At 74.2% G+C, this 21008-nt stretch carries 19 protein-coding genes and 3 pseudogenes; 6 read left to right on the top strand and 16 right to left on the bottom strand.

Translation table 11 applies throughout. The annotated features are described in order from the left end of the window. The 4 genes and pseudogenes from C593_RS0126880 to glnII all read right to left on the bottom strand — a co-directional run. Positions 1–966, bottom strand: a pseudogene (locus C593_RS0126880) (DUF1996 domain-containing protein); the annotation flags it as partial. Positions 967–1150: 184 nt separating this feature from the next. Continuing rightward, positions 1151–1644 (bottom strand): annotated as a pseudogene (locus C593_RS32740) (LuxR C-terminal-related transcriptional regulator); the annotation flags it as partial. A gap of 2 nt (positions 1645–1646) precedes the next feature. After that, positions 1647–2171: pseudogene (locus C593_RS32100) on the bottom strand (sensor histidine kinase); the annotation flags it as partial. A 71-nt stretch (positions 2172–2242) separates the two neighbouring features. Beyond that, complete coding sequence (gene glnII, locus C593_RS0126855) at positions 2243–3277, bottom strand: glutamine synthetase (RefSeq protein WP_018850424.1); 1035 nt, start codon at positions 3275–3277, stop codon at positions 2243–2245. 334 nt (positions 3278–3611) lie between these two features. On the opposite strand from glnII, the gene C593_RS0126850 reads away from it, so the two are divergent. Beyond that, positions 3612–4514 carry a Gfo/Idh/MocA family oxidoreductase gene (locus C593_RS0126850; RefSeq protein ID WP_020610403.1) on the top strand — a complete coding sequence of 301 codons (903 nt, stop codon included), beginning with the start codon at positions 3612–3614 and terminating at the stop codon, positions 4512–4514. Between the two features lie 299 nt (positions 4515–4813). Here C593_RS0126850 and C593_RS0126845 read toward each other — a convergent pair whose 3' ends face one another. Next, the gene (locus C593_RS0126845) at positions 4814–5479 is read right to left on the bottom strand and encodes a hypothetical protein (protein WP_018850422.1); all 666 of its coding nucleotides are present in this window, start codon (positions 5477–5479) and stop codon (positions 4814–4816) included. Between the two features lie 244 nt (positions 5480–5723). On the opposite strand from C593_RS0126845, the gene C593_RS0126840 reads away from it, so the two are divergent. Continuing rightward, on the top strand, positions 5724–6362 hold the full coding sequence (locus tag C593_RS0126840; RefSeq protein ID WP_018850421.1) for a lipocalin family protein: 639 nt from the start codon (positions 5724–5726) through the stop codon (positions 6360–6362). 206 nt (positions 6363–6568) lie between these two features. Here the strand turns inward: C593_RS0126840 and C593_RS0126835 are convergent, their stop codons facing one another. From C593_RS0126835 to C593_RS0126810, 6 genes are all read right to left on the bottom strand, one after another. Continuing rightward, entirely contained in the window at positions 6569–7312 is a 744-nt protein-coding gene (locus C593_RS0126835; protein WP_018850420.1) for an anti-sigma factor, read from the bottom strand. Further along, complete coding sequence (locus tag C593_RS0126830; RefSeq protein WP_018850419.1) at positions 7296–7904, bottom strand: sigma-70 family RNA polymerase sigma factor; 609 nt, start codon at positions 7902–7904, stop codon at positions 7296–7298. The genes C593_RS0126835 and C593_RS0126830 overlap by 17 nt, the downstream gene beginning before the upstream one ends. Then, complete coding sequence (locus C593_RS32735) at positions 7901–8581, bottom strand: class F sortase (protein WP_018850418.1); 681 nt, start codon at positions 8579–8581, stop codon at positions 7901–7903. Before C593_RS32735 ends, C593_RS0126830 begins: the two co-directional genes overlap by 4 nt. Before the next feature lie 120 nt (positions 8582–8701). After that, positions 8702–9535 carry a DUF4397 domain-containing protein gene (locus tag C593_RS0126820; RefSeq protein ID WP_026278113.1) on the bottom strand — a complete coding sequence of 278 codons (834 nt, stop codon included), beginning with the start codon at positions 9533–9535 and terminating at the stop codon, positions 8702–8704. A gap of 97 nt (positions 9536–9632) precedes the next feature. Continuing rightward, complete coding sequence (locus C593_RS0126815; protein WP_018850416.1) at positions 9633–9992, bottom strand: glycosyltransferase; 360 nt, start codon at positions 9990–9992, stop codon at positions 9633–9635. A gap of 33 nt (positions 9993–10025) precedes the next feature. Beyond that, positions 10026–11153, bottom strand: a complete 1128-nt coding sequence (locus tag C593_RS0126810; protein WP_018850415.1) for a ferrochelatase — start codon at positions 11151–11153, stop codon at positions 10026–10028. A gap of 147 nt (positions 11154–11300) precedes the next feature. On the opposite strand from C593_RS0126810, the gene C593_RS0126805 reads away from it, so the two are divergent. Together C593_RS0126805 and C593_RS0126800 are read left to right on the top strand one after the other, a co-directional pair. After that, positions 11301–12551, top strand: coding sequence for an MFS transporter (locus tag C593_RS0126805; RefSeq protein WP_018850414.1), 1251 nt, complete (start codon positions 11301–11303; stop codon positions 12549–12551). Continuing rightward, positions 12502–13830, top strand: a complete 1329-nt coding sequence (locus tag C593_RS0126800; protein WP_486591193.1) for a D-arabinono-1,4-lactone oxidase — start codon at positions 12502–12504, stop codon at positions 13828–13830. The genes C593_RS0126805 and C593_RS0126800 overlap by 50 nt, the downstream gene beginning before the upstream one ends. Before the next feature lie 85 nt (positions 13831–13915). Here the strand turns inward: C593_RS0126800 and C593_RS33135 are convergent, their stop codons facing one another. Further along, positions 13916–14821, bottom strand: a complete 906-nt coding sequence (locus C593_RS33135) for a hypothetical protein (protein WP_026278111.1) — start codon at positions 14819–14821, stop codon at positions 13916–13918. Positions 14822–15252: 431 nt separating this feature from the next. Here C593_RS33135 and sepH point away from each other — a divergent pair, with 431 nt between their 5' ends. Next, positions 15253–16326, top strand: a complete 1074-nt coding sequence (sepH, locus tag C593_RS0126790) for a septation protein SepH (RefSeq protein WP_020610402.1) — start codon at positions 15253–15255, stop codon at positions 16324–16326. 76 nt (positions 16327–16402) lie between these two features. On the opposite strand, the gene C593_RS0126785 is transcribed toward sepH, so the two are convergent. Then, positions 16403–17233, bottom strand: a complete 831-nt coding sequence (locus C593_RS0126785) for a sulfurtransferase (RefSeq protein WP_018850410.1) — start codon at positions 17231–17233, stop codon at positions 16403–16405. A gap of 300 nt (positions 17234–17533) precedes the next feature. Between C593_RS0126785 and C593_RS0126780 the strand changes: the two genes are divergently transcribed. Then, complete coding sequence (locus tag C593_RS0126780) at positions 17534–18319, top strand: VOC family protein (RefSeq protein WP_018850409.1); 786 nt, start codon at positions 17534–17536, stop codon at positions 18317–18319. 167 nt (positions 18320–18486) lie between these two features. Here C593_RS0126780 and C593_RS0126775 read toward each other — a convergent pair whose 3' ends face one another. The 3 genes from C593_RS0126775 to C593_RS0126765 are packed head-to-tail and all read right to left on the bottom strand — an operon-like array spanning position 18487 to position 20981. Then, positions 18487–19137: a thymidine kinase gene (locus C593_RS0126775; RefSeq protein WP_018850408.1), complete on the bottom strand. Its 651-nt coding sequence runs from the start codon at positions 19135–19137 to the stop codon at positions 18487–18489. A 57-nt stretch (positions 19138–19194) separates the two neighbouring features. Further along, positions 19195–20397, bottom strand: coding sequence for an alkaline phosphatase family protein (locus C593_RS0126770; RefSeq protein WP_018850407.1), 1203 nt, complete (start codon positions 20395–20397; stop codon positions 19195–19197). Then, positions 20397–20981, bottom strand: coding sequence for a DUF5998 family protein (locus C593_RS0126765; RefSeq protein WP_026278110.1), 585 nt, complete (start codon positions 20979–20981; stop codon positions 20397–20399). Before C593_RS0126765 ends, C593_RS0126770 begins: the two co-directional genes overlap by 1 nt. Positions 20982–21008 lie beyond the last annotated feature (27 nt).

The following is a 21008-nucleotide window of genomic DNA, read 5'->3' as shown; positions in this document are numbered from 1 at the left end:
CAGGACGGGCCAGTAGTAGGTGGAGCGGTCGCCCTGGTTGCGGCAGGTGGTGGCGCCGTTGGCGAGGTCGTCGTCGCTGGCGAAGGCGTCGTTGGCCTGGTTGCCGATGTAGTCGTGCATGTGGTGGGCGCCGTTGGCGACGCCGGGGGCGACGATGACGTTGTCGGGGTTGAAGAGGCCGCCTGCGTTCACGCCGCAGTCGGTGGTGAAGGTGCCGCGGGAGGCGCCGCGCTTCTGGCGGGGCTGGGAGACGTTGGGCTGGACGTCCTGGATGTTCACGAAGTCGCCCGCGACGGGGCCGTTGCCGGCCTGCCCGCCGAACCCGCCACCGCCACCGTCCTGGCCGTCGCCGTTGTCACCGCCCTGGTCACCACCGCCGTTCCGGCCACCGTTCTGACCGTTGTCCTGGCCGTCGCCGTTGCCGTTGTCGCCGCCGTTCCCGTTGCCCCCGTTCCCGCCGCCGTTGTTGTTGCCGGCGTCGTCGTTGCGGAGGGTGCAGGGGGCCATTTTCTCCAGGCCCTGGGGGCGTTCGGCCGAGCGGTCGATCAGCGCGACGATCCGCTGGATGATCACCAGTCGCTCGTTGCGCAGCGGCGCCAGGATCTGGTTCTCGCCGAACGACCGGTCCGCGGCCACCCGCTGCCTGTTCTCGGCGAGCCGCTGGTACGAGGTGGTGATCTGGGTGTCCAGCGTGGCCAGTTCCCGGTCGACCGCGAACCGCTGGTCGTCCGGCACCTCCCGGAGGGAGTTGCCGACATCGGGGCAGTCGATGGTGGACACCTGCTGACCCGCGACGGTCCTGGCGCGGTTCTGCTGCTGATCGCCCTTCCCGCCTGGCCACCAGCCCTGTCCGGCAGAGGCATAGGAATTGGCCGCGATCAGCCCGCCCCCGCCCATGACGAGGGCGGCCGTGGCGGCGATCGCCCGGTTGGCCAGCTTCGAGCGTTTTCTTGATGTGCGTCCCATGGAACTCCTCTGCTTCGTTGCCGGGTGTAGGGATGGGTAAGGGGGTCCCGGCAGAGGGAGAAGCGCGCCGTTCCATACGGGAGTGGCTCATGGGGTGTTCACCGTCGGCCGCTTTTCGTTCGAACCTCCAGTGGCATAGGGGTGATTGCCGCCCATCCCGGACACCGCCGCCCGGTCGGTACGGTCACCCGGTCCGCCCGTGGTCCAGATGGGCGAGTACTGCCGGCACCCGCCGGTTGTCGTCCTCCGACACCGGCAGATCCAGCTTGGCGAAGATGTTGGACGTGTGCTTCGCCACCGCCCGCTCGGTCACCACGAGCTGCGCGGCGATCGCCCCTGCGCCATCAGCTCCATGACCTCCAGCTCGCGCGGGGTCAGCCCGCCCATCGGCCGGTCCCCGGAGCGGCGGGCGAGGAGCTGCGAGATCACCTGCGGCTCCATCGCCGTCCCGCCCGCCGCCACCCGGCGCACCGCGTCCACGAACTGCTCCGCGTCGAAGACCCGGTCCTTGAGCAGGTACCCGACCCCGCCGGCGCCGTCGGCCAGCAGCTCCCGCGCGTACAGCTGCTCGACGTGCTGCGAGAGGACCAGCACCGGCAGGCCCGGCCGGGCCCGGCGGGCGGCGAGCGCGCACTGGAGCCCCTCGTCGGTGTGCGACGGCGGGAGCCGGACGTCCACCCCGCGAAGTACGCGGCCGACTCGACCGGGGCGTCCGCGCGGCCCGGCAGCTCCACCGCCACCTCCACGGGGACCGGCAGGCGCAGGGCGAGGGCCCGCACCGCGTCGCCGAGGCCGCGTTCGGCCAGCACCGGCGGATGGATGCCGCGCACCAGGTCCCGCAGCTCCGTCAGTGCCTCCGCCGAGGACTCCCGCGCGGTGGCGATCAGCAGCGTGGCCTGCGCCGGGTCCTTCTCGATCAGGGCCTCGACCGTGCTCAGGCTCATGCCCACCGCCACCAGCCGGGCCTGTGCGCCGTCGTGCAGGTCCCGCTCGACACGGCGCAGTTCGGCCGCCGAGGTGTCCACCGCGTCGTGCCGGGTCTCGGTCAGCCGGTCGACGCGCCGCGCCAGCTCCTCCCGTCGGTCCGGTGCGAGCGCTGCGGCGGCGATCCGGAAGTGGGCGCGGACCAGGCCGGGGCCCGTGGCGACCCCGAGCGCGAACCACACCAGCCCCAGACCGGCGGCGAGGGCCGCCGCCCGCCCGGTCCCTTTCGCGGACATGCGGAAGGGGGCGCCCGCCGACGGCGGGCGCCCCCTTCCCGGGTCCGGGGTCGTGGTCAGACCTGGCCGGCCTTCTCCAGGGCCGAGCAGCAGGTGTCCACCAGCAGGCGGGTGACCGTGTAGGGGTCGACGTTGGCGTTGGGGCGGCGGTCCTCGATGTAGCCCTTGCCGTCCTTCTCCACCTGCCACGGGATGCGGACCGAGGCGCCGCGGTCGGAGACGCCGTAGCTGTACTCGTTCCACGGGGCGGTCTCGTGCAGACCGGTCAGGCGGTCGTCGATGCCGGCGCCGTAGTTCTTGACGTGGTCCAGCGGCTTGGAGCCCTCGCCCAGCGACTCGCAGGCGGTGATGATCGCGTCGTAGCCCTCGCGCATCGCCTTGGTGGAGAAGTTGGTGTGCGCGCCCGCGCCGTTCCAGTCGCCCTTGACCGGCTTGGGGTCCAGGGTCGCGGAGACGCCGAAGTCCTCGGCGGTGCGGTAGAGCAGCCAGCGGGCCACCCAGAGCTGGTCGGCGACCTCCAGCGGGGCCAGCGGGCCCACCTGGAACTCCCACTGGCCGGGCATGACCTCGGCGTTGATGCCGGAGATGCCCAGGCCGGCGGCGAGGCAGTTGTCGAGGTGCGCCTCGACGACGTCCCGGCCGTGGATCTCGTCGGAGCCGACACCGCAGTAGTAGCCGCCCTGCGGGGCCGGGAAGCCGCCCGCGGGGAAGCCGAGGGGGCGCTCGCCCTCGAAGAAGGTGTACTCCTGCTCGATGCCGAAGACCGGCTCCTGCGCCGCGAACTTCTCCGCCACCTCGACCAGCGCGGCACGGGTGTTGGACTCGTGCGGCGTCATGTCGATGTTGAGGACCTCGTTGAGGACGAGGATGTTGTCGCCGCCGCGGATCGGGTCCGGGCAGACGAACACGGGCTTGAGCACGCGGTCGGAGGCGTGGCCCTCGGCCTGGTTGGTGCTGGAACCGTCGAAGCCCCAGACGGGCAGGTCGGCCAGACCGGTCGCCGAACCGGCCGGGAGGATCTTCGTCTTCGAGCGGAGCTTGGCGGTCGGCTCGGTGCCGTCGATCCAGATGTACTCAGCCTTGATGCTCACGGGGCCTCATCCTTTGCGGGTGCAGCGGTATGCCGCGCAGCTTCGCAATCCGCGATTTCCCGACCGTTGCCCGTTTGTGAACCCCGCGTTACGCACCCCTCGCCCGGTGCCGGACGCCTCCCGCGCCTGTGCCGCGGCCCGTCCCGCGGGCCCCGGGCACACCCGTCGTATACGGCCGGGGCAGAGCCGGTGCCGAGCTGGGGCAGGGGCAGGGGCAGGGGCAGTCGCCGGAGCCGGAGCCGGAGCCGGAGCCGGGGCCGGGGCCGCTGCCCGTGCGGCGGCCTCGTGCCGGGGTGCCCGCAGGGGCCGGCGCCCCTGCGGGCACTATGTGCGCATGACCAAGCACCTGCGTATCGGCCTCGTCGGGGCGGGCCCCTGGGCCGGGATGACCCAGGCCCCCGCGCTCGCCGGGCACCCCGCCGTGACCCTCTCCGGTGTGTGGGCCCGCCGCCCCGAGGCGGGCGCCGCGCTCGCCGAGGCCCACGGCACCACCGCGTTCACCGGCGAGGACGGACTCGACGCGCTGTTCGAGGCGAGCGACGCCGTCGCCTTCTCCGTGCCCCCGGACGTCCAGGCGCCTCTCGCCGTCCGGGCCGCCGACGCCGGGTGCCATCTGCTGCTCGACAAGCCGGTGGCCACCACCGCCGACGCGGCCCGGGAGACCGCCCGCGCGGCCGAGCGGGCGGGGGTCGCCTCCGTCGTCTTCTGCACCCTCCGCTTCGCCGGGCCGACGGCCGCCTGGGTCGGCGAACAGAGCGCGGCGGACGGCTGGTTCACCGCCCACGCCCAGTGGCTCAACTCGCTGTACGCCTCCGATTCGGACAGTCCCTTCGCCGCGTCCCCCTGGCGCCGGGAGAAGGGCGCCCTCTGGGACGTGGGCCCGCACGCGCTCTCCGCGCTGCTCCCCGTCCTCGGCGACGTCACCGGGGTCACCGCCGCGCGGGGCCCCGCCGGTACCACCCACCTGGTCCTGCGCCACGCGACCGGCGCGTCCAGCACCGTGACCCTCGGCCTGGGCGCCCCCGAGGGGGCCGCGGGCGTCAGCCTGGTCCTGTACGGCGAACGGGGCCGCGCCGAACTGCCCGACGGCTGGGGCGACCCGGTGACCTCCTTCCGCACCGCCGTCGACGAACTCCTGGACGCGGTCCGCACGGGCCGCCCGCACCCGTGCGATGTGCGTTTCGGCCTGCGCATCACGGAGATCCTCGCGGAAGCGGAATCCCTCCTCGGGTCCTGACGTCCCCGGGGACAGTGGTTCCGCCGCCCTCCGGGCGTTCCGCCGCCCTCCGGGCGCACCCGCGCACGCGGCCGGGCCGCGCACGCGCCGTGAGGGGGGACGGCGGTGTGCGCGGCCCGGAGGGGGCGGGGCGGCGGGGCGGGTGTGCGGTCCGCCCGGGCGGTCGCGTTCCCCGGAGCAGTGGGAGAAGAGCGCGACCGGTGCGCCGCCCCGCCGCGCGGTCCGGCCGGCCGGGACCGTGGACGGGGTGTCCCTGGCCCGGCCGGACCGCGGTCGGGTCCGGAGGAGGTCTCCGGGGGTCAGCCGACGCGTTCGATCCGCGCGTTGCGGATCAGGAACTTGCCGGGCTCGCGGACCTGCTCGAAGGCCGCGTTGTTCAGCAGCGCGCAGCTCCCGGACACCGAGGTCACCTCGACGGTCGTCGACTTGTCGTTGTCCAGGTTGGTGACCCGCAGCTGCGTCCCGACCGGGAACTGCCCGCTGGACGCCGCCGGTGCGCCGCCCTCGCCCGACAGGGTCACCGTCGACCCGGCGCAGACGACCTCGCCCGCCGCGCCGCCGCCCGCGTTCCCGCCGGCCTCCTCACCGCCCGCGCCGTTCTCCGGCGGGGCCTCCGCCGGGGGCGCCTCGCCGGCCGGGGGCTCGGCGGGCGGCTGGGCCGGGGGCGGCGCCGCCTGGTCGCCACCCCCTTCGCCCACCTCGCACCCCGCGGCCCGCTGCTGCACGCCGATCTGCGCGATGACCGCCTCCCGGTTGGCGATCCGGGCCGCCGACTGGGCGTCCGGATTGGCCCGTTGACCGGCGATGAAGTTCTCGTTGTTCCGGATCGCCTGGGCGAACCCGTCGCACGCGACGCTCGCCTGGCTGGTGCCGGTCATGACGATCGCGGTGCCGGCGACGAGCGCTGCCGCGCCGGCGAGGAGGGCGATCTTCTTCTTGCCGCTGAGGGTCTTCCTGCGTGCCACGAGGGGGCTCCTGTCCCCGGCCGCGGGGGCGGCCGGTCGGGTTCCGTGTGCCCTTCAGTACGGGGCGCTCCGGGGGGCCGCTCAGCCCTTCCGCCTTAACAATCCTTAAGGCGCCGGACGCCGGACGCCGGACGCCGGGCGCCGCACCGCCCGCGGCCGCGGAGTGAAGCCGCGGAGTGAATCCGATCCTGCGCCGGAACCGGAAACACGCTCCGTAGTGGTTCTCTGACGAAGGAGCTTCAGCATGCGCGTGTACCGTCCTGCCGGCCGCTCGGCGTTCGCGACCGCCCTCACCGCCCTGGCCCTCGCCGGCACGGCCGCCCCCGCCACGGCCGCCCCCGCCACGGCCGTCACCGGCGAGCGGACCGCCCTGCCCGGCACGACCGCCGGGGGGCCGGCCGAGGTGGATCCGGGCCGCTACGCCGGCACGTGGTACCAAGTGGCCGCGGTACCGCAGTTCTTCGAGCTCCAGTGCAAGAAGAACGTCATGGCGCGGTACGTCCCGCGGGCCGACGGAACCGTCGGGGTCCGCAACACCTGCACCACCTGGTGGGGTTCCACCAGTGCCGTGAACGGCGCGGCCCGGCCGCTGGACGACTCGGGCACGCGTCTGAACGTGTCCTTCCTGCCCCGTCCGTCCGGCGGCTACCTGCACACCCGTGAGGCCAACTACGTGGTCGTGGGACTCGCCGCCGACTACACCTGGGCCGCGGTGACGAACGACGACCGCTCCGCCGGGTTCCTCCTCTCGCGCACGCCGTCCCTCGATGCCGCGGACACGGCCGAGGCCGTGGCGGCCTTCACCGCCGCCGGGGTCGACCCCTGCGAACTCCGCACGACGCGGCAGGACGGCGGCGAGCAGCGGCCCGCACCGCTCTGCTGAAGCGGCCGCATCGCCGGGCCGCGGGCGGCTCCCGGAAACCCGGGGCCCGCCCGCGGCTCGGCGCGGGGCGCCGTGCGCCGGGGGAGGAGACGGGCCGGGGAGCGGTGCCGAAGGGCGGGGGCGTGCCGGGGGCCGCTGCCTGCTCCGCGGTTCGGCACGGCCGGCTGCCGCACCGCTCAGCGCCCGGCGCGGGTTCCGTTTCCCCGTCAGGTCCGGTAGGGCCCACGGACGACACTGTCACCGGAGTGGTCCGGCTTGCCGTTGTAGGACTGGACGGACACGTCCACGACCGAGTACTCGCTCAGGTCGATGGTGTCGGGGACGGGCAGGGTGGCGCGGCCGTCGGGGCCGAGCACTCCCATCGACACCAGCTTGGTGTGGGTCCGGTCCATGAGCCACACCTCGAAGTAGCCCGATGTCCGGGGCAGGCCCTCGACGAAGACGGTGAGCCGTCTGTGCCCGTCCTCGCTCCCCAGCCCGGCGTAGCCGGCGGCGTTGTCACGCAAGGGGGCCAGGGACGCCCCCGGTGCGGCCTCGGTCCGGGTCTCGGGGCGCAGGGTCCACCAGGTCACCGTGCTGCCCGCGGCGGCACCGAGGAGGGCGGCGCAGGCGGCGAGTCCGACGACGAAGCGGCCCCGGCGGCGGGCGGGCGACGACCGCCCACGCCCGGTGGTGACGGGGACGACCGGCCGCTCCCCCGTGGGGCCGGGGTCCGGGGCGCGTGGTCCGGGCACGCCCAGTTCACCGGCGATCGCCCGCCAGACGCTCTCGGGCGGAGCGACCAGGTCCCGCTCGTCGGGCGGCGTCGTCCGCATGACGGTCACGACGGCCCGGAGCGCGTCCAGTTCCTCCCGGCAGCGCGCGCACCGGTGGACGTGCTGGACCGCCGGGAGCGTGGTGTGCTCGCCGAGGGCCATCATGGTCAGCGTCTCCTCATCGACGTGCTCCACCGTCCACCTCCAACCGGTTCTTCAGGCGCGTGAGCCCGCGCCGGGTGTGACTCTTCACCGTCCCCAGCGGCAGGCCGGTGCGTTCCGCGATCTGCGACTGGGACAGGTCGTCGTAGAAGGCCATGGTCAGCACACGCCGCTGCTGCGGCGGAAGCCGTTCCAGCTCCCTCGTGAGCACCACGTAGTCCACCACGGAATCCGTCCCGGCGGAGTCCTGGCGCGTGGCGCCCGCCACGGCCGCGACGGCGCCGAGGACCCGGAGGTGCCGGGTACGGCGCTCCAGCGCGTCCGCGATCTTCTTGTGGGCGATCCCCATCAGCCACGCCCGCAGGGCCGCCCGGCCGGGGTCGAAGGTCGCGCGGCTGCGCCACGCGCCGACGAACACCTGCTGGGTGACGTCCTTCGCCTCCTCCTGGTCCCCGAGCTTGCGCACGGCGACCGTGAACACGAGTGCGCCCCAACGACGGTAGGCGTCGTTGAGGCAGGACTCGTCGCCCGCGGCGAAGCCCTCGCCCAGACGGTCCTCCGGTACCGCGGTCCCGGCCGCCACGCCCGCCGCGAGGACCTGGCCCCCTCCCCACACCGCCGTCATGCCGGTACCTCCACCGCGGTGACGACCAGGTTGTTCTGGTATCCGCCCCGTTCGGGGAGGAAGGGGCCGGTGCAGGTCACGAGCGTCAGTACCGGCCTTCCGGTGCGGCGGAACGCGTCCGTCCCGGCGAGCTCCGACTTCGCGACGGTGCGTCGCGCGACGATCTCGTAGGACACGACGTCACCGTCCGACCGGCTGACCGTGACCCGGTCGCCCTGCCTCACCTCGTTCAGTGCCACCAGCACGCCCAGCCCCTGTTCTCTGTCGTCGACGTGGCCCACCACGACCGACGAGCCGGAGCCCGATCCCGGCCCGGGGGAGAAGCGGTACCAGCCGACCCGTCCGGGGTCGGCCGGGACCTCGACCTGGCCGTCCTCCGCGACGCCGACGGGGTCGACCGGCGCGCGCAACCCGAGCCGGGGGAGGGCCAGCCGCGTCGGCTCCCCGGGGATCCCGTCGCCTCCCGGGACGGCGGGCGGGGGCCCGGAACCGGTCGGTGTGCGCCGGGCCTCCGGCGCGGGCAGGGCCGCCGCAGGGGAGGCCGGGCCGAAGTCCCCCCTGCCGGGCGTCTCCTGCGCCCCCCGGGCGAAGACCACCAGCAGACCTGCCAGGAGGGCGCCGGCGAGCCCTGCCACCGCGGCGGGGCGCGCGGCGCGCCGTACCCGGGACGTTCGCATCGATCGGTCCCTCCTCGTCCGGTTCCTGGGACCGCCGGCCGTCCCGCTCCGCCCGGGGCGGAACGAGACGGCCGGCGGTGGCACGACGGGTGTGCGCGCGGGGCGTCGCACACCCGTGGATCAGGCGGAGTTCGTGCGGCGCCGCAGCACGATGCCCGCCGAGCCGACGGTGAGGACCGCGCCCAGGGCGAGGGCACCGAGCGTCAGGTCGCGGCTGGAGGCCGCCGCGGCCTCGCCGGTCTCGCCGGCCGGCACGCCCGCCGGCGCCGAGTGCATGCCGGTGATGCTCTGGGTCTTCAGCGCGAGGTTCTTGTCGTCGGCGCTGCCCCACGCGTAGACGATGGTGTGGCTGCCTTCGGCGACGTCGAGATCGGCCGGGCCGATCGCGACCGTCTCGGTGCCCGCGAGGGTCACGTCGGCGGACACGGTTCCGGCGGCCACCTCGGCGGACGCCTCCTCGGGGTTCACCAGGTCCTCGAACACCGCCGTGCCGTCGGCCCGGACGTCGACCGCCGGGGCTGCCGCGACATGCCGGACGGTCAGCCGGCCCTTGCCCGCGGCGACCTGGGAGGTGTCGTTGACGAACGCGGCCAGGGCGGGAGTGCCGTCGGAGGTGAGGTGCGCGACCAGCGTCGCGTTCGCTCCCCCGGGAACGTCGACGCTCTTCTCGACGGCGGGCTTCCCGCCCGGGCCGTCGCCGTCCTTGAAGATCTTGATGTCGTACGATCCGGCGTCCAGCTTCATCGGATCGGTGAGGGTGCCCGGCGCGAAGTCGGGGATCAGTTCCTTGTCCCCGGCGTACACGTCGACCGTCAGCCCGGGTACGGCGTGGAGCACCGAGACGGTTGCCTGGTCGTCCGAAGCCCTGTGCGGCTGCGCGAGGGCGGGGGTGGCCGCGGTCATGACGACGGCGATTCCTGCTGCCAGAGCCGCGGCGGTGGTGCGAGAGGTCATGGCTGTCTTCCTCTGGTCCGGTGGCGGAGGTTCCGTGCCTGTGTGGAAGACCCTTCCGGCGGCAGGGGCCGATCGGTTGCACCAGTAGTTGAAGTTTCTACTGGACTCCCGCGGCCGCGTGCGGGCCGCGGCCGGGGTTGCCGTTCGGGTCCGGTGATCCGCACACGGCCGCGTGTTGCCGGGAGGGGGGGTCCGCCATGACGGCGGCCGAGAAGCGGGGGCTCACGGTCTCGCGACCGGCGTTGGCGAGGCGCACCCGTCCCCCTTCGGGGCAGGAGCGCAGCCGCGCCGGGCCCCGTGACAGGGAGGCGACCGAAGAGGTGTCCAGGAGGATGCCGTTGACCGCGTCGCGCAGGTGGTGGGGGATCCCGCCGCGTTGCGGCGCGAAGACGGGAAGACCCGCCTCCATGGCTTCGAGCACGGCCAGGCCGAACTCCTTCTTCAGGCTCGGGCACACGTACCGGGTACTCGGTGCGGGGTGGGTGGGGGTTCAGGTCCGTGGGCTGTCGGCGCCGGCGGCGGCGGGGTGGGGGGTGCGGGCGGGGCAGCAGCCGGCCGGGCAGAGGTCGTGGCTCGCGCCCAGGGTGCCGAGGGCGCAGCGTTCCGCGTCGATGCCGCGTTCGGTGGCGGCTCGTTCCAGCAGGAGGTCGCGGACGGCGGCGGTGAAGCGGGGGTCGGTGCCGACGGTGGCCGAGCGGCGGACGGGCAGGCCCAGTTCGGCGGCTTTCGCCGTGGCCTCGGTGTCGAGGTCGTACAGGACCTCCATGTGGTCGGAGACGAAGCCGATGGGCACCATCACGACCGCGGGGACCCCGGCGCCGTGCAGGTCCTCCAGGTGGTCGCAGATGTCGGGCTCCAGCCAGGGGATGTGCGGGGCGCCGCTGCGGGACTGGTAGACGAGCTGCCAGGGGTGCCCGGTGCCGGTCTCCTCGCGGACGGCGTCGGCGATCAGCCGGGCGACGTCCAGGTGCTGGCGTACGTAGGCTCCGCCGTCGCCGTGCTCGTGGGCGGGGCCGGAGGTGTCGGCGGCGGCGTTCGGGATGGAGTGGGTGGTGAACGCCAGGTGGGCGCCCGCCCGGACCTCCTCGGGCAGGTCGGCGAGGGCGGCGAGGACGCCGTCGGTCATGGGGCGCACGAAGCCGGGGTGGTTGAAGTAGTGCCGCAGCTTGTCCACCTTCGGCGGGGTGAGCTGCTCGGCCTCCAGGGCGGCCAGTGCGTCGGCCAGGTTCTCGCGGTACTGGCGGCAGCCGGAGTACGAGGCGTACGCGCTGGTGACCAGGACCGCCACCCGCCGGTGGCCGGCCAGGGTGATCTCGCGCAGGGCGTCGGTGAGGTAGGGCGCCCAGTTCCGGTTGCCCCAGTACACCGGCAGGTCGAGCCCGTGCCCGGCGAAGTCCTCGCGCAGCGCCGCCAGGAGTTCCCGGTTCTGGTCGTTGATCGGACTGACGCCGCCGAAGAGGAAGTAGTGCTGCCCGACCTCCTTCAGCCTCTCGGTCGGGATACCCCGGCCACGGGTCACGTTCTCCAGGAACGGGACCACCTCGTCCGGGCCCTCGGGGCCACCGAAGGAGAGCAGCAGAAGGGCGTCGTACGGAGCGGGATCACGCAGATCGGACATGGGTCGATCCTGCCACCCGGCGGCGGGGCGGGGGCATTCGGCCCGGCCGGTCCGCCCCGGTGCACGGGCGCCGAATACTGCGGTGCGCGCGGCGGCGGACTGCGCGTAATCTGTGAAGGCTGCCCATACGCCTTACCGGAGTCCCCCTTGCCCAGTCCGTACCGCGCGATCTTCGCCACCCCCGGCACCCTGGGGTTCTCCGCCGCCGGCTTCCTCGGCCGGATGCCGCTGTCCATGATGGGCATCGGGATCATGACCATGATCTCCGAGCTGACCGGCCGCTACGCCCTGGCGGGCGCGCTGACCGCGACCCTCGCGCTCTCCGCCGCCGTGCTCGGCCCGCAGATCTCCCGCCTCGTGGACCGGTACGGGCAGCGCCGGGTGCTCCGCCCGGCCACCCTGCTCGCCATGCTCGCCGTCACCGGGCTGCTGCTGTGCGCGAAGTTCGAGGCCCCGGACTGGACCCTGTTCGCGTTCACCGCCGTCGGCGGCTGTGTGCCGAGCGTGGGCGCGATGACCCGCGCCCGGTGGGCGGCGCTCTACGAGGGGCGCCCGCGCGAACTGCACACGGCGTACTCGATGGAGTCGATCATCGACGAGGTGTGCTTCATCTTCGGGCCGATCATCTCGATCGGCCTGTCGACGATGTGGTTCCCGGAGGCCGGCCCGCTGCTGGCGGCCGGGTTCCTGCTGGTCGGCGTCTGGTGGCTGACCGCCCAGCGGGCCACCGAGCCCGTGCCGCACCCGGCGGAGCACCACACCGGGGGCTCGGCGCTCAGGTCCCCCGGGCTCCAGGTGCTGGTGGCCGCGTTCGTCGCGACCGGTGCGATCTTCGGCGCGGTGGACGTGGTGACCGTCGCGTACGCCGAGGAGGCGGGCAGCAAGGCGGCGGCGAGCTGGGTGCTGGCGGTCTACGCGCTGGGGTCCTGCCTGGCCGGCGCGGTCTTCGGCCTGATGCACCTCAAGGGCGACCCCTCCCGCAGGTGGGTCCTGGGCGTTTGTGCGATGGCCGTGAGTATGATCCCCCTCCAACTGGCCGGGAGCCTGCCGATCCTGGCCGTGGCACTCTTCGTCGCGGGTCTCGCCATCGCACCGACCATGGTGACGACGATGGCCCTCGTCGAAGCCCATGTACCGCGCAGCAAGCTGACCGAGGGCATGTCCTGGACGAGTACGGGGCTGGCTGTCGGTGTCGCGCTGGGCTCGTCGGCCGCCGGCTGGGTGGTGGACGCGCACGGCGCCGCTGCCGCGTACGCGGTGCCCGGGATCTCGGGAGTGGTCGCGGCGCTGGTGGCGTTCCTTGGATACCGCCGGCTGCGCAGGCCGGTGCCGATGCGGGAGGGACAGCGTGAGCGCAACTCTGGGCAGGCCGAGGAACGGGCGGAGCACGTGGCGTAACTGGGCGGGGACGGTCACCGGCACTCCGCGGCGCGAGGCGCGGCCGGCCTCGGCCGAGGAGCTCGCGAACGCGGTGCGCCGGGCCGCCGAGGACGGACTGCGGGTCAAGACGGTCGGCAGCGGCCACTCGTTCACCTCGATCGCCGCCACCGACGGGCTGCTGATCCGCCCCGACCTGCTGACCGGCATCCGGCGGATCGACCGCTCGGCGATGACGGTGACGGTGGAGTCCGGCACCCCTCTGAAGCGGCTGAACGAAGCCCTCGCCCGGGAGGGCCTGTCGCTCACCAACATGGGCGACATCATGGAGCAGACCGTCGCCGGGGCCACCTCGACCGGTACGCACGGCACGGGCCGCGACTCCGCGTCGATCGCCGCGCAGATCAAGGGCCTGGAACTGGTCACGGCGGACGGGTCCCTGCTGCGGTGCTCCGAGACGGAGAACCCGGAGGTCTTCGCCGCCGCGCGGATCGGGCTTGGCGCGCTGGGTGTCGTGACGGCGATCACCTTCGCGGTGGAGCCGGTCTTCCTGCTCACCGCACGGGAGGAGCCGATGCCCTTCGACCGGGTCCTCGCCGACTTCGAGGCGCTCCACGCGGAGAACGAGCACTTCGAGTTCTACTGGTTCCCGCACACGGACAACTGCAACACCAAGCGCAACAACCGCAGCGCGGGCCCGGCGGCACCGCCCGGGGCGGTCAGCGGCTGGATCGAGGACGAACTCCTCTCCAACGGCGCGTTCCAGGTGGCCTGTTCCGTGGGCCGGGCGGTCCCCGCCGCGATCCCGGCCATCGCCCGCTTCGCCAGCCGGGCCCTGTCCGCGCGGACGTACACGGACATCCCCTACAAGGTCTTCACATCCCCGCGCCGGGTGCGCTTCGTGGAGATGGAGTACGCCCTGCCGAGGGAGGCGGCGGTGGCCGTGCTGCGGGAGCTGCGGGCGATGGTCGAGCGCTCGCCGCTGCGGATCAGCTTCCCGGTGGAGGTGCGCACCGCCCCGGCGGACGACATCGCGCTGTCGACGGCGTCGGGCCGGGAGACGGCGTACGTGGCGGTGCACATGTACCGGGGGACGCCGTACCGGGCGTACTTCACGGCGGTGGAGCGGATCATGACGGCGCACGGCGGACGTCCGCACTGGGGCAAGATCCACACCCGCGAGGCGGGATACCTCGCGGAGGTCTACCCGCGCTTCGGCGAGTTCACGGCGCTCCGGGACCGGCTGGACCCGGAGCGGCTCTTCCACAACGCGTATCTGCGACGGGTCCTGGGGGACTGACGTCTCCCGGACCCGGTTGACGGGCGGGGCCGGGGCCCCGGCAACGGGACCCGGGCCGGGGGCCTGCGCTCGGGCGCCCGCGGGCTCACGGGGTCGGGACCGGCGAGGTGCCCGGGGCCGGGGTGCCCGGGCCGGGGGTGGCGTCGCCGCCGGGGGACGGGGTCGGCTGCGGCGACGGGGTCGAGGGCGGGGTGCTCGGGGACGGGTCGGGGCGCGGGTCGGCGGAGGAGGTCCCCTCGGTGTCCTCGCCGGCGCCCGGGGTGTCCTCTCCCGGGTCCGGGGTGTCCTCGCCCGTGCCGGGCCGCTCGCCGGGGCCCTCGCCGCCCGTGGTCCCGTCACCGCCGCCGTGCTCGCCGGTGCCGTCGGGGGCCGGGCGGTCGGAGGGGCCCGTCCGGGGGCCGTCGTCGGTGCCGCCCGTACCGCCCGGGTCGCCACCACCGCGCAGGACCGAGCCGACGGTGGTGCCGTCCCGCCCGGCCAGGTCCTGGCCCGCGGCCACCTCGTAGACCGTGACGGCGGCCATCGCGACGCCGAAGACGACGGCCGCGGCGGCCAGCGGTCGTTTCCAGCCGCGCCTCCGCGTGCCGTAGGTGCTCGGCGCGCCGAACTCGCCGTCCGCCGGCGGGCCGTCACCGGCGACGGCGCCACCCGCCGGTGCCGGGGGCGCGGTGCCCCGGGCGGCCCGCCCCGGGACCGCCGCCCCGCGGAGCTGTTCGCCCGTTCTGCTGAAGAGGTGCTGGAGGACCGGGCCGCCGCAGGTCGCCACCACGCTGACCACGCCCGCGCCCAGGATCGTTCCGTAGACGCCCAGTTGGGACGCGAGAACCGCCGCCGCGACGGTCGCGAGGACGCTGCTCGCGACCTGAGGCACGCTCAGCTCGATCCGCCGGGCGGTCTTCTCCTGCGCTTCCCCCTCCTCCGCGTCGGTCGCCTGCCGCTGCTTCGCCCCGCTGTCCGGCTTCTCTCGCATCTCCCGCCTCTGCCGTCCCATCTGTCCGCACTACTCCTTTGAGGGACCGCCGGGCGAAGCCGATAGTTCCGTTTCGGGGGATTCTGTGAAGCACGACACCCGTGCGACCGTGCCCGCACCGGGACTCCCGTGCCGCCCCAGGGAAGTTGGACGGCGCGGCAGTCCACCCCGGTGGCCCGAATGGAGTACTGTGGCGAACCCTGGGCACGATCGCTTTTGTGGGGATCGGGCACCAGGTAGGGGGCCGACACCGGCGCTCGATCCGGCGGCGCCGCGGCACGGCACGGAAGTCGATCACCGAGAGTGAGGGGCAATCACTCAGAGTGGCCAATCGACCACCGTCCCACAACGGCGATCACGGGCCCGTGCCCGACACGCCGGTGCAACTCGGCAAGGTTGTGGCAGGCTGCACCCGGGCAGGCCACACTCGACTAGCGGAAGCAGCGACGCAGGTGACGTCGGCAGGCACCACCCGGGAGGTCCCCATGCCCGAACTGCGTGTCGTGGCCGTCTCCAACGACGGCACACGACTGGTGCTCAAGGCTGCGGACAGTACGGAATACACGCTTCCGATCGATGAGCGGCTGCGCGCCGCCGTGCGCAACGACCGTGCGCGCCTCGGGCAGATCGAGATCGAGGTGGAGAGCCACCTCCGCCCCCGTGACATCCAGGCCCGGATAAGGGCAGGCGCCTCGGCCGAGGAGGTCGCCCAGCTCGCCGGAATCCCCGTGGAGCGGGTGCGCCGCTTCGAGGGACCGGTGCTGGCCGAGCGCGCGTTCATGGCGGAGCGCGCCCGCAAGACCCCTGTGCGCCGGCCGGGCGAGAACAGCGGACCGCAGCTCGGCGAGGCCGTCCAGGAGCGACTGCTGCTGCGCGGCGCGGAGAAGGACACCGTCCAGTGGGACTCCTGGCGCCGTGACGACGGCACCTGGGAGGTGCTGCTCGTCTACCGGGTGGCCGGTGAACCGCACTCGGCGAGCTGGACGTACGACCCGCCGCGGCGGCTCGTCCAGGCCGTCGACGACGAGGCCCGCTCCCTGATCGGCGAGACCGACGACACGATCACCCAGGAGCCCAGCTTCCCGTTCGTACCGCGGATCGCGCGGCTGCCCCGGGACCGGCCGCTCGACCGCACCCCGGACCGGACCGCCGAGCGCCCCGCGCCCTCGGCCGAGCCGGCGGAGAGCGGCGAACGCGACTCGCTGACCAGCCTGTTGGAGGCCGTGCCCAGCTTCCGCGGGGACATGGTCGTGCCCGATCGCCCGGCGGAGACCGCCACGGCGGCGATCGAGCCGGCCGAGGAGCCGGAGGCCGAGGAGGAGCAGGTCGCCCCGGCCGCTTCGGCGGGAGCCGGCTCGGCGTACGCGGACGTGCTGATGCCCCGTTCGGTGGCGGGTCACCGTGACCGGCTGACCGGTACCACGGACCGCCAGGCGGAGGCGGACGGTGTCCGTCCGGGCCGCCGCGCGGCGGTGCCGAGCTGGGACGAGATCGTCTTCGGGACGCGGCGCAAGAAGCAGGAGTAGTCCCCCGGACCGCCCCTCGGCGACAGCCCCACCAGGGCCCTGACCGGGGGGCGCGGGTTCCGCGCCCCCCGGCGGGTCACTCCGGGTCCGGGCCGGTGGCGACCGGGCGGGCCGGGTCACGGGACCAGTGCGACCAGGACCCCGCGTACAGGGCCGGGACGAAGCCGGCCAGTTCCAGCGCGACCGCCTGCTGCGCGGCCGACACCCCCGAACCGCAGTAGACGCCCACGGTCTTGGTGTCGTCGCCCGCGCCCAGCGCGGTGAACCGCTCGGCCAGCCGGCCGGCGGGCAGGAAGCGGCCGTCGGCGTCCAGGTTCTCCGAGGTCGGCGCGCTGACCGCGCCCGGGACGTGGCCCGCCACCGGGTCGATCGGCTCGACCTCGCCCCGGTACCGCTCCCTCGCGCGCGCGTCGAGCAGCAGACCCTCGCGGGCCAGGGCCGCGGCGGCACCGGCGTCCAGGACCGGCATCGCCCCCGGCTCCGGTGTGAAGTCGCCCTCGGCGGGGGCCTCGACCCCGGTCTCCAACGGGCCCGTCCACGCGGCGAGTCCACCGTCGAGCACCCGGACGTCCGGGTGCCCGGCCCAGCGCAGCAACCACCACGCCCGGGCCGCGCCCCAGCCCTTGTCCGCGTCGTAGGCGACCACCGGGGTGCCCGCCGAGACCCCGGCCCGGCGCATCGCCGCGCCGAACTCCGCCGTGCCGGGCAGCGGATGACGGCCGCCCTCCCCGGGCGGGCCCGCCAGTTCGGCGTCGAGATCCACGAACACGGCGCCCGGGATGTGCCCGGCCTCGTAGTCGGGGCGGCCGTGCGGGCCGCCCAACCGGTAGCGGACGTCCAGAAGGACCGGCGGGCGGGGGCCGGACAGTTCGGCCGCCAGGTCGGCCGCGGAGATGATGGGTGTCATACGCCCATCCTCGCGCACCGGACCGTGCCGCCGACCTCACTGGGCAATACGCCTGGGTCTTTCCCGGGTCTCCCCCGGGCATGGAACTGCCCGACACGGGCAACATCGGACGGGAACCCGCCATACCGGCGCGGCCCCGGCGCGATCCCCGGTGGGTGGTGACACCATCGGCCGGGGCCGTCCCCTCCCCCGCGAGCCGCAGGACACACGAGGGGCGGCTCCGGGGCGCACGGTCCTCCGCACAACGGGCGCGCCCCTCCCCTTGCACGGCCACCACGATGGTCCGAGGAGACACTGACGATGACCGAGGCGACTCGGCACACACCCGGCACACCCTGCTGGGTCAGCCTGATGGTGCACGGCATTGACGCCACACAGGAGTTCTACGGAGCCCTGTTCGGCTGGGAGTTCGCGCCCGGCCCGCAACAACTGGGCCCGTACGTACGGGCGCTGATCGACGGCCGGGAGGTGGCGGGCATCGGGCGGCTGCCCGCCGACCGGGACCTGCCGGTCGCCTGGACGCCCTATCTGGCCACCGACGACGCGGACGCGACCGCCGAGGCGGTCCGCAGCTGCGGCGGCACGGTGGGCGTCGGGCCGCTCGACGCGGGCGACGCGGGCCGTATGGTCATCGGCTCGGACCCGTCCGGCGCGGTCCTCGGGATCTGGCAGGCGGCCGGGCACCGGGGCACGGCGGTCCACGGAGCGCACGGGACCCCGGTGTGGAACGAGCTGGTCACCCGGGAGACCTCCACGGTGGCCAAGTTCTACCAGGCGGTGCTCGGGATCGAGACGCGTCCGGCCGGAGCACCCGGCGAGGACCTGCTGACGCTGCTGGTGGCCGGCCGCCCGGTGGGCTCCGTGCGCGGCGCGGGCCGGGAGCTGTCGCGGGAGCGGGGCCCGCACTGGATGACCTGGTTCGAGGTCCGGGACACCGACGCGGCGGCCCGGGCCGTGGAGGAGCTCGGCGGCCGGGTGGTCCGGCCGCCCGGCCCCGGACCGGCGGGCCGCGAGGCGGTGGTGGCGGACCCGGAGGGCGCGGTGTTCACCGTGGTACGCCGGGAAGACAACGCGATCCCGGTCTGAACGGGGTCCGGTCGGAGCGGGGTCCGGCCCGAACGGGTATCGGTCTGAACGGGTATCGGTCTGAACGGGTCCCGGTCTGAACGGTGCCCCGTCTGAACGGGGCCGGCCGGGGCGCCGACTCGGGGACGACGCGCCGGTCGGGGCGCCCACCCCGGGGACGCGTCGGCTCAGGAGGTCTCGACGGGCAGCACGTCCGGGGAGAGGGCGGCGGCGCGGGACGTCGCCGCCGTCATCCGCCGCCGGTGGTGCCTGCGGCACAGCACCTCGTAACCGATCTCGTCGGCGGACTGGTTGACGTCCCCGACGACCACCTGCGCGCCCTCGACGACCATCTCGCCGCCGACGGTCCGCGCGTTGTGCGTGGCCCGGGCTCCGCACCAGCACAGGGCCTCCACCTGGAGGACCTCGACGCGGTCGGCGAGTTCGACCAGCCGCTGCGAGCCGGGGAACAGCTTGGAGCGGAAGTCCGTGGTGATGCCGAAGGCGAAGACGTCCAGGTCGAGGTCGTCGACCACCCGGGCGAGCTGGTCGATCTGCTCGGGAGCCAGGAACTGCGCCTCGTCCGCGATCACATAGTCGCAGCGGCCGCCACGGGAGAGATGGGCGACCAGATAGGCGTAGAAGTCGAAGCCCTCGGCCGCCTCCACGGCGTCGGTCACCAACCCCAGGCGCGACGAGAGCTTCCCCTCTCCCGCCCGGTCGTCCCGGGTGAAGATCATGCCCTGGAGGCCGCGGGCGGAGCGGTTGTGCTCGATCTGCAGCGCGAGGGTCGACTTCCCGCAGTCCATCGTTCCGGAGAAGAACACCAGCTCGGGCATGGGAAGTCGACGGCCTTTCGGGTCCGGGTGGGGGATGCGGGCGGCGGGGGCCCGGGGTCAGGAGCGTACTTCGAGGAGCGGGACGAGCTGCTCGGCGGGCGTCATCGAGCCGTGCATCCCGACCATGGCGGACTCGTTGGGCTCGTTGACGGAGGCGGTGATCACCACGTCCGCGCAGGCAGCGGCGACCACGTCGCCGATGCGGCCGAGGACCCGCTCGTCGATCCGGGGCCCGAACCAGCCCGCGGCGACGGCCTCCTCGCGGCCGGCCACCCAGAAGCGGTCGCCCAGCACCTCGCGCCAGACGGCGAGGACGTCGGAGGCGGCGCCGGGCACCGCGTACACATGGCGGGCCCGCCCCTCGCCGCCGAGCAGGGCCACGCCCGCGCGCAGCTCCCAGTCCTCGTCGAAGTCGATCCGGGACTCCTCGTCGAACGGGATGTCGACCATGCCGTGGTCGGCGGTGACGTAGAGGGCGCTGCGCGGGGGCAACTGCTCGGCCAGGCGCTGGGCGAGACGGTCGGCGTACATCAGCTGGCCACGCCAGGCGTCGGAGTCCACCCCGAAACGGTGACCCTTGCCGTCGACCTCGCTGTAGTAGGTGTAGACGAGCGAGCGGTCCCCCGCGGCCAGTTGCTCCGCCGCCAGGTCCATCCGCTCCTCACCCGAAAGACGGCCGTGGAACGTACCGCCGCTGAGGGCGACCTGGGTCAGCGGGGTCTGCTCGAAGTCCGGCGAGGAGACCTGGGCGGTGTGCACACCGGCGGCGTCGGCGAGCCGGAAGACCGTGGGGTACGGCTGCCAGACGGCGGGCGGGGTCCACGGCCGCCAGCGGAGCTGGTTCATCAGCTCGCCGGTGGCGGGATCGCGGACGGTGTAGCCGGGCAGACCGTGCTCGCCCGGGGGGCGGCCGGTGCCGACGGAGGCGAGGGAGGTCGCGGTCGTCGCCGGGAACCCGGCGGTGAGGGGGCGACCGGTGCCGCCCCGTGAGCTGCCGAGGAGGGAGGTCAGGAAGGGGGCCTCGTCGGGGTGGGAACGGATCTGCTCCCAGCCGAGCCCGTCGATCAGGAAGACGCAGTTGCGGTCGGCCGGCGCCAGCTCCTCGATCCGGGCCTCGAAGCCGGGTACCTGCTGCCCGGCCACCAGGGTCGGCAGCAGATCGGCGAGCGAGCCGCGGCCGTACTCGGGCAGCGGAGCCGAGGCGGTGGCCAGCGGTTCCGGGTCCTCGGACCAGACGGCGCTGTGCGCGGGCTGCGCCATCAGCGGGTGGCCGCGGTGGCTTCGGAGAGCGCCTGGGCGAAGGCAAGGGTCTGGCGGACGGTGTCCGGGCCGTCGCCCGCCTCGCTGACGCGCAGGCTCAGGTCGTCGGCGGTGGAGTTCCCGGTGTAGCCGTGGTCGGCGTCGCAGTTCGGGTCGCCGCAGGCGGCGGGCTCCAGGTCGATCCGGGAGACCGCGCCCCAGCCGATGGTGAGCACGACCTCGCGGGGCAGGGTGCCGGGCACGTAGGACTCGGGGTTGGCGACCACGCGGCTGACGACGACGGACGAGATCCGGTCGAGCTTGACCGACTCGGTCGACGTGGTCGCGTAGGGGGTGGGGGAACTGGAGTCGGCGGCCTGCTCGTCGGTGTGGCTGACGATGAAGCGGTTGGCCGTCAGGACCAGGACGGTGACATGGCGGCGGACCTCGTTGGCGTCGAAGGTCGTCTCCTGGTGCACCAGGTACGAGGAGATCGCCTCACCGCCGACGGCGGCCTCCACCGCCTCGGCCACGAGGGCCGGGTAGTAGCCGCTGCGCTCGATCGCCGCGCGCAGGCCCTGGGTCGTCGTGCCGGTCTTCGCCATGCCGTCCATCCTAAGGGGCCTGAGGAG

Source organism: Streptomyces sp. CNT372 (genome assembly GCF_000377145.1).
Note: the sequence above shows the minus strand (reverse complement) of the source record. Positions and strands in the feature narration are given on the sequence as shown.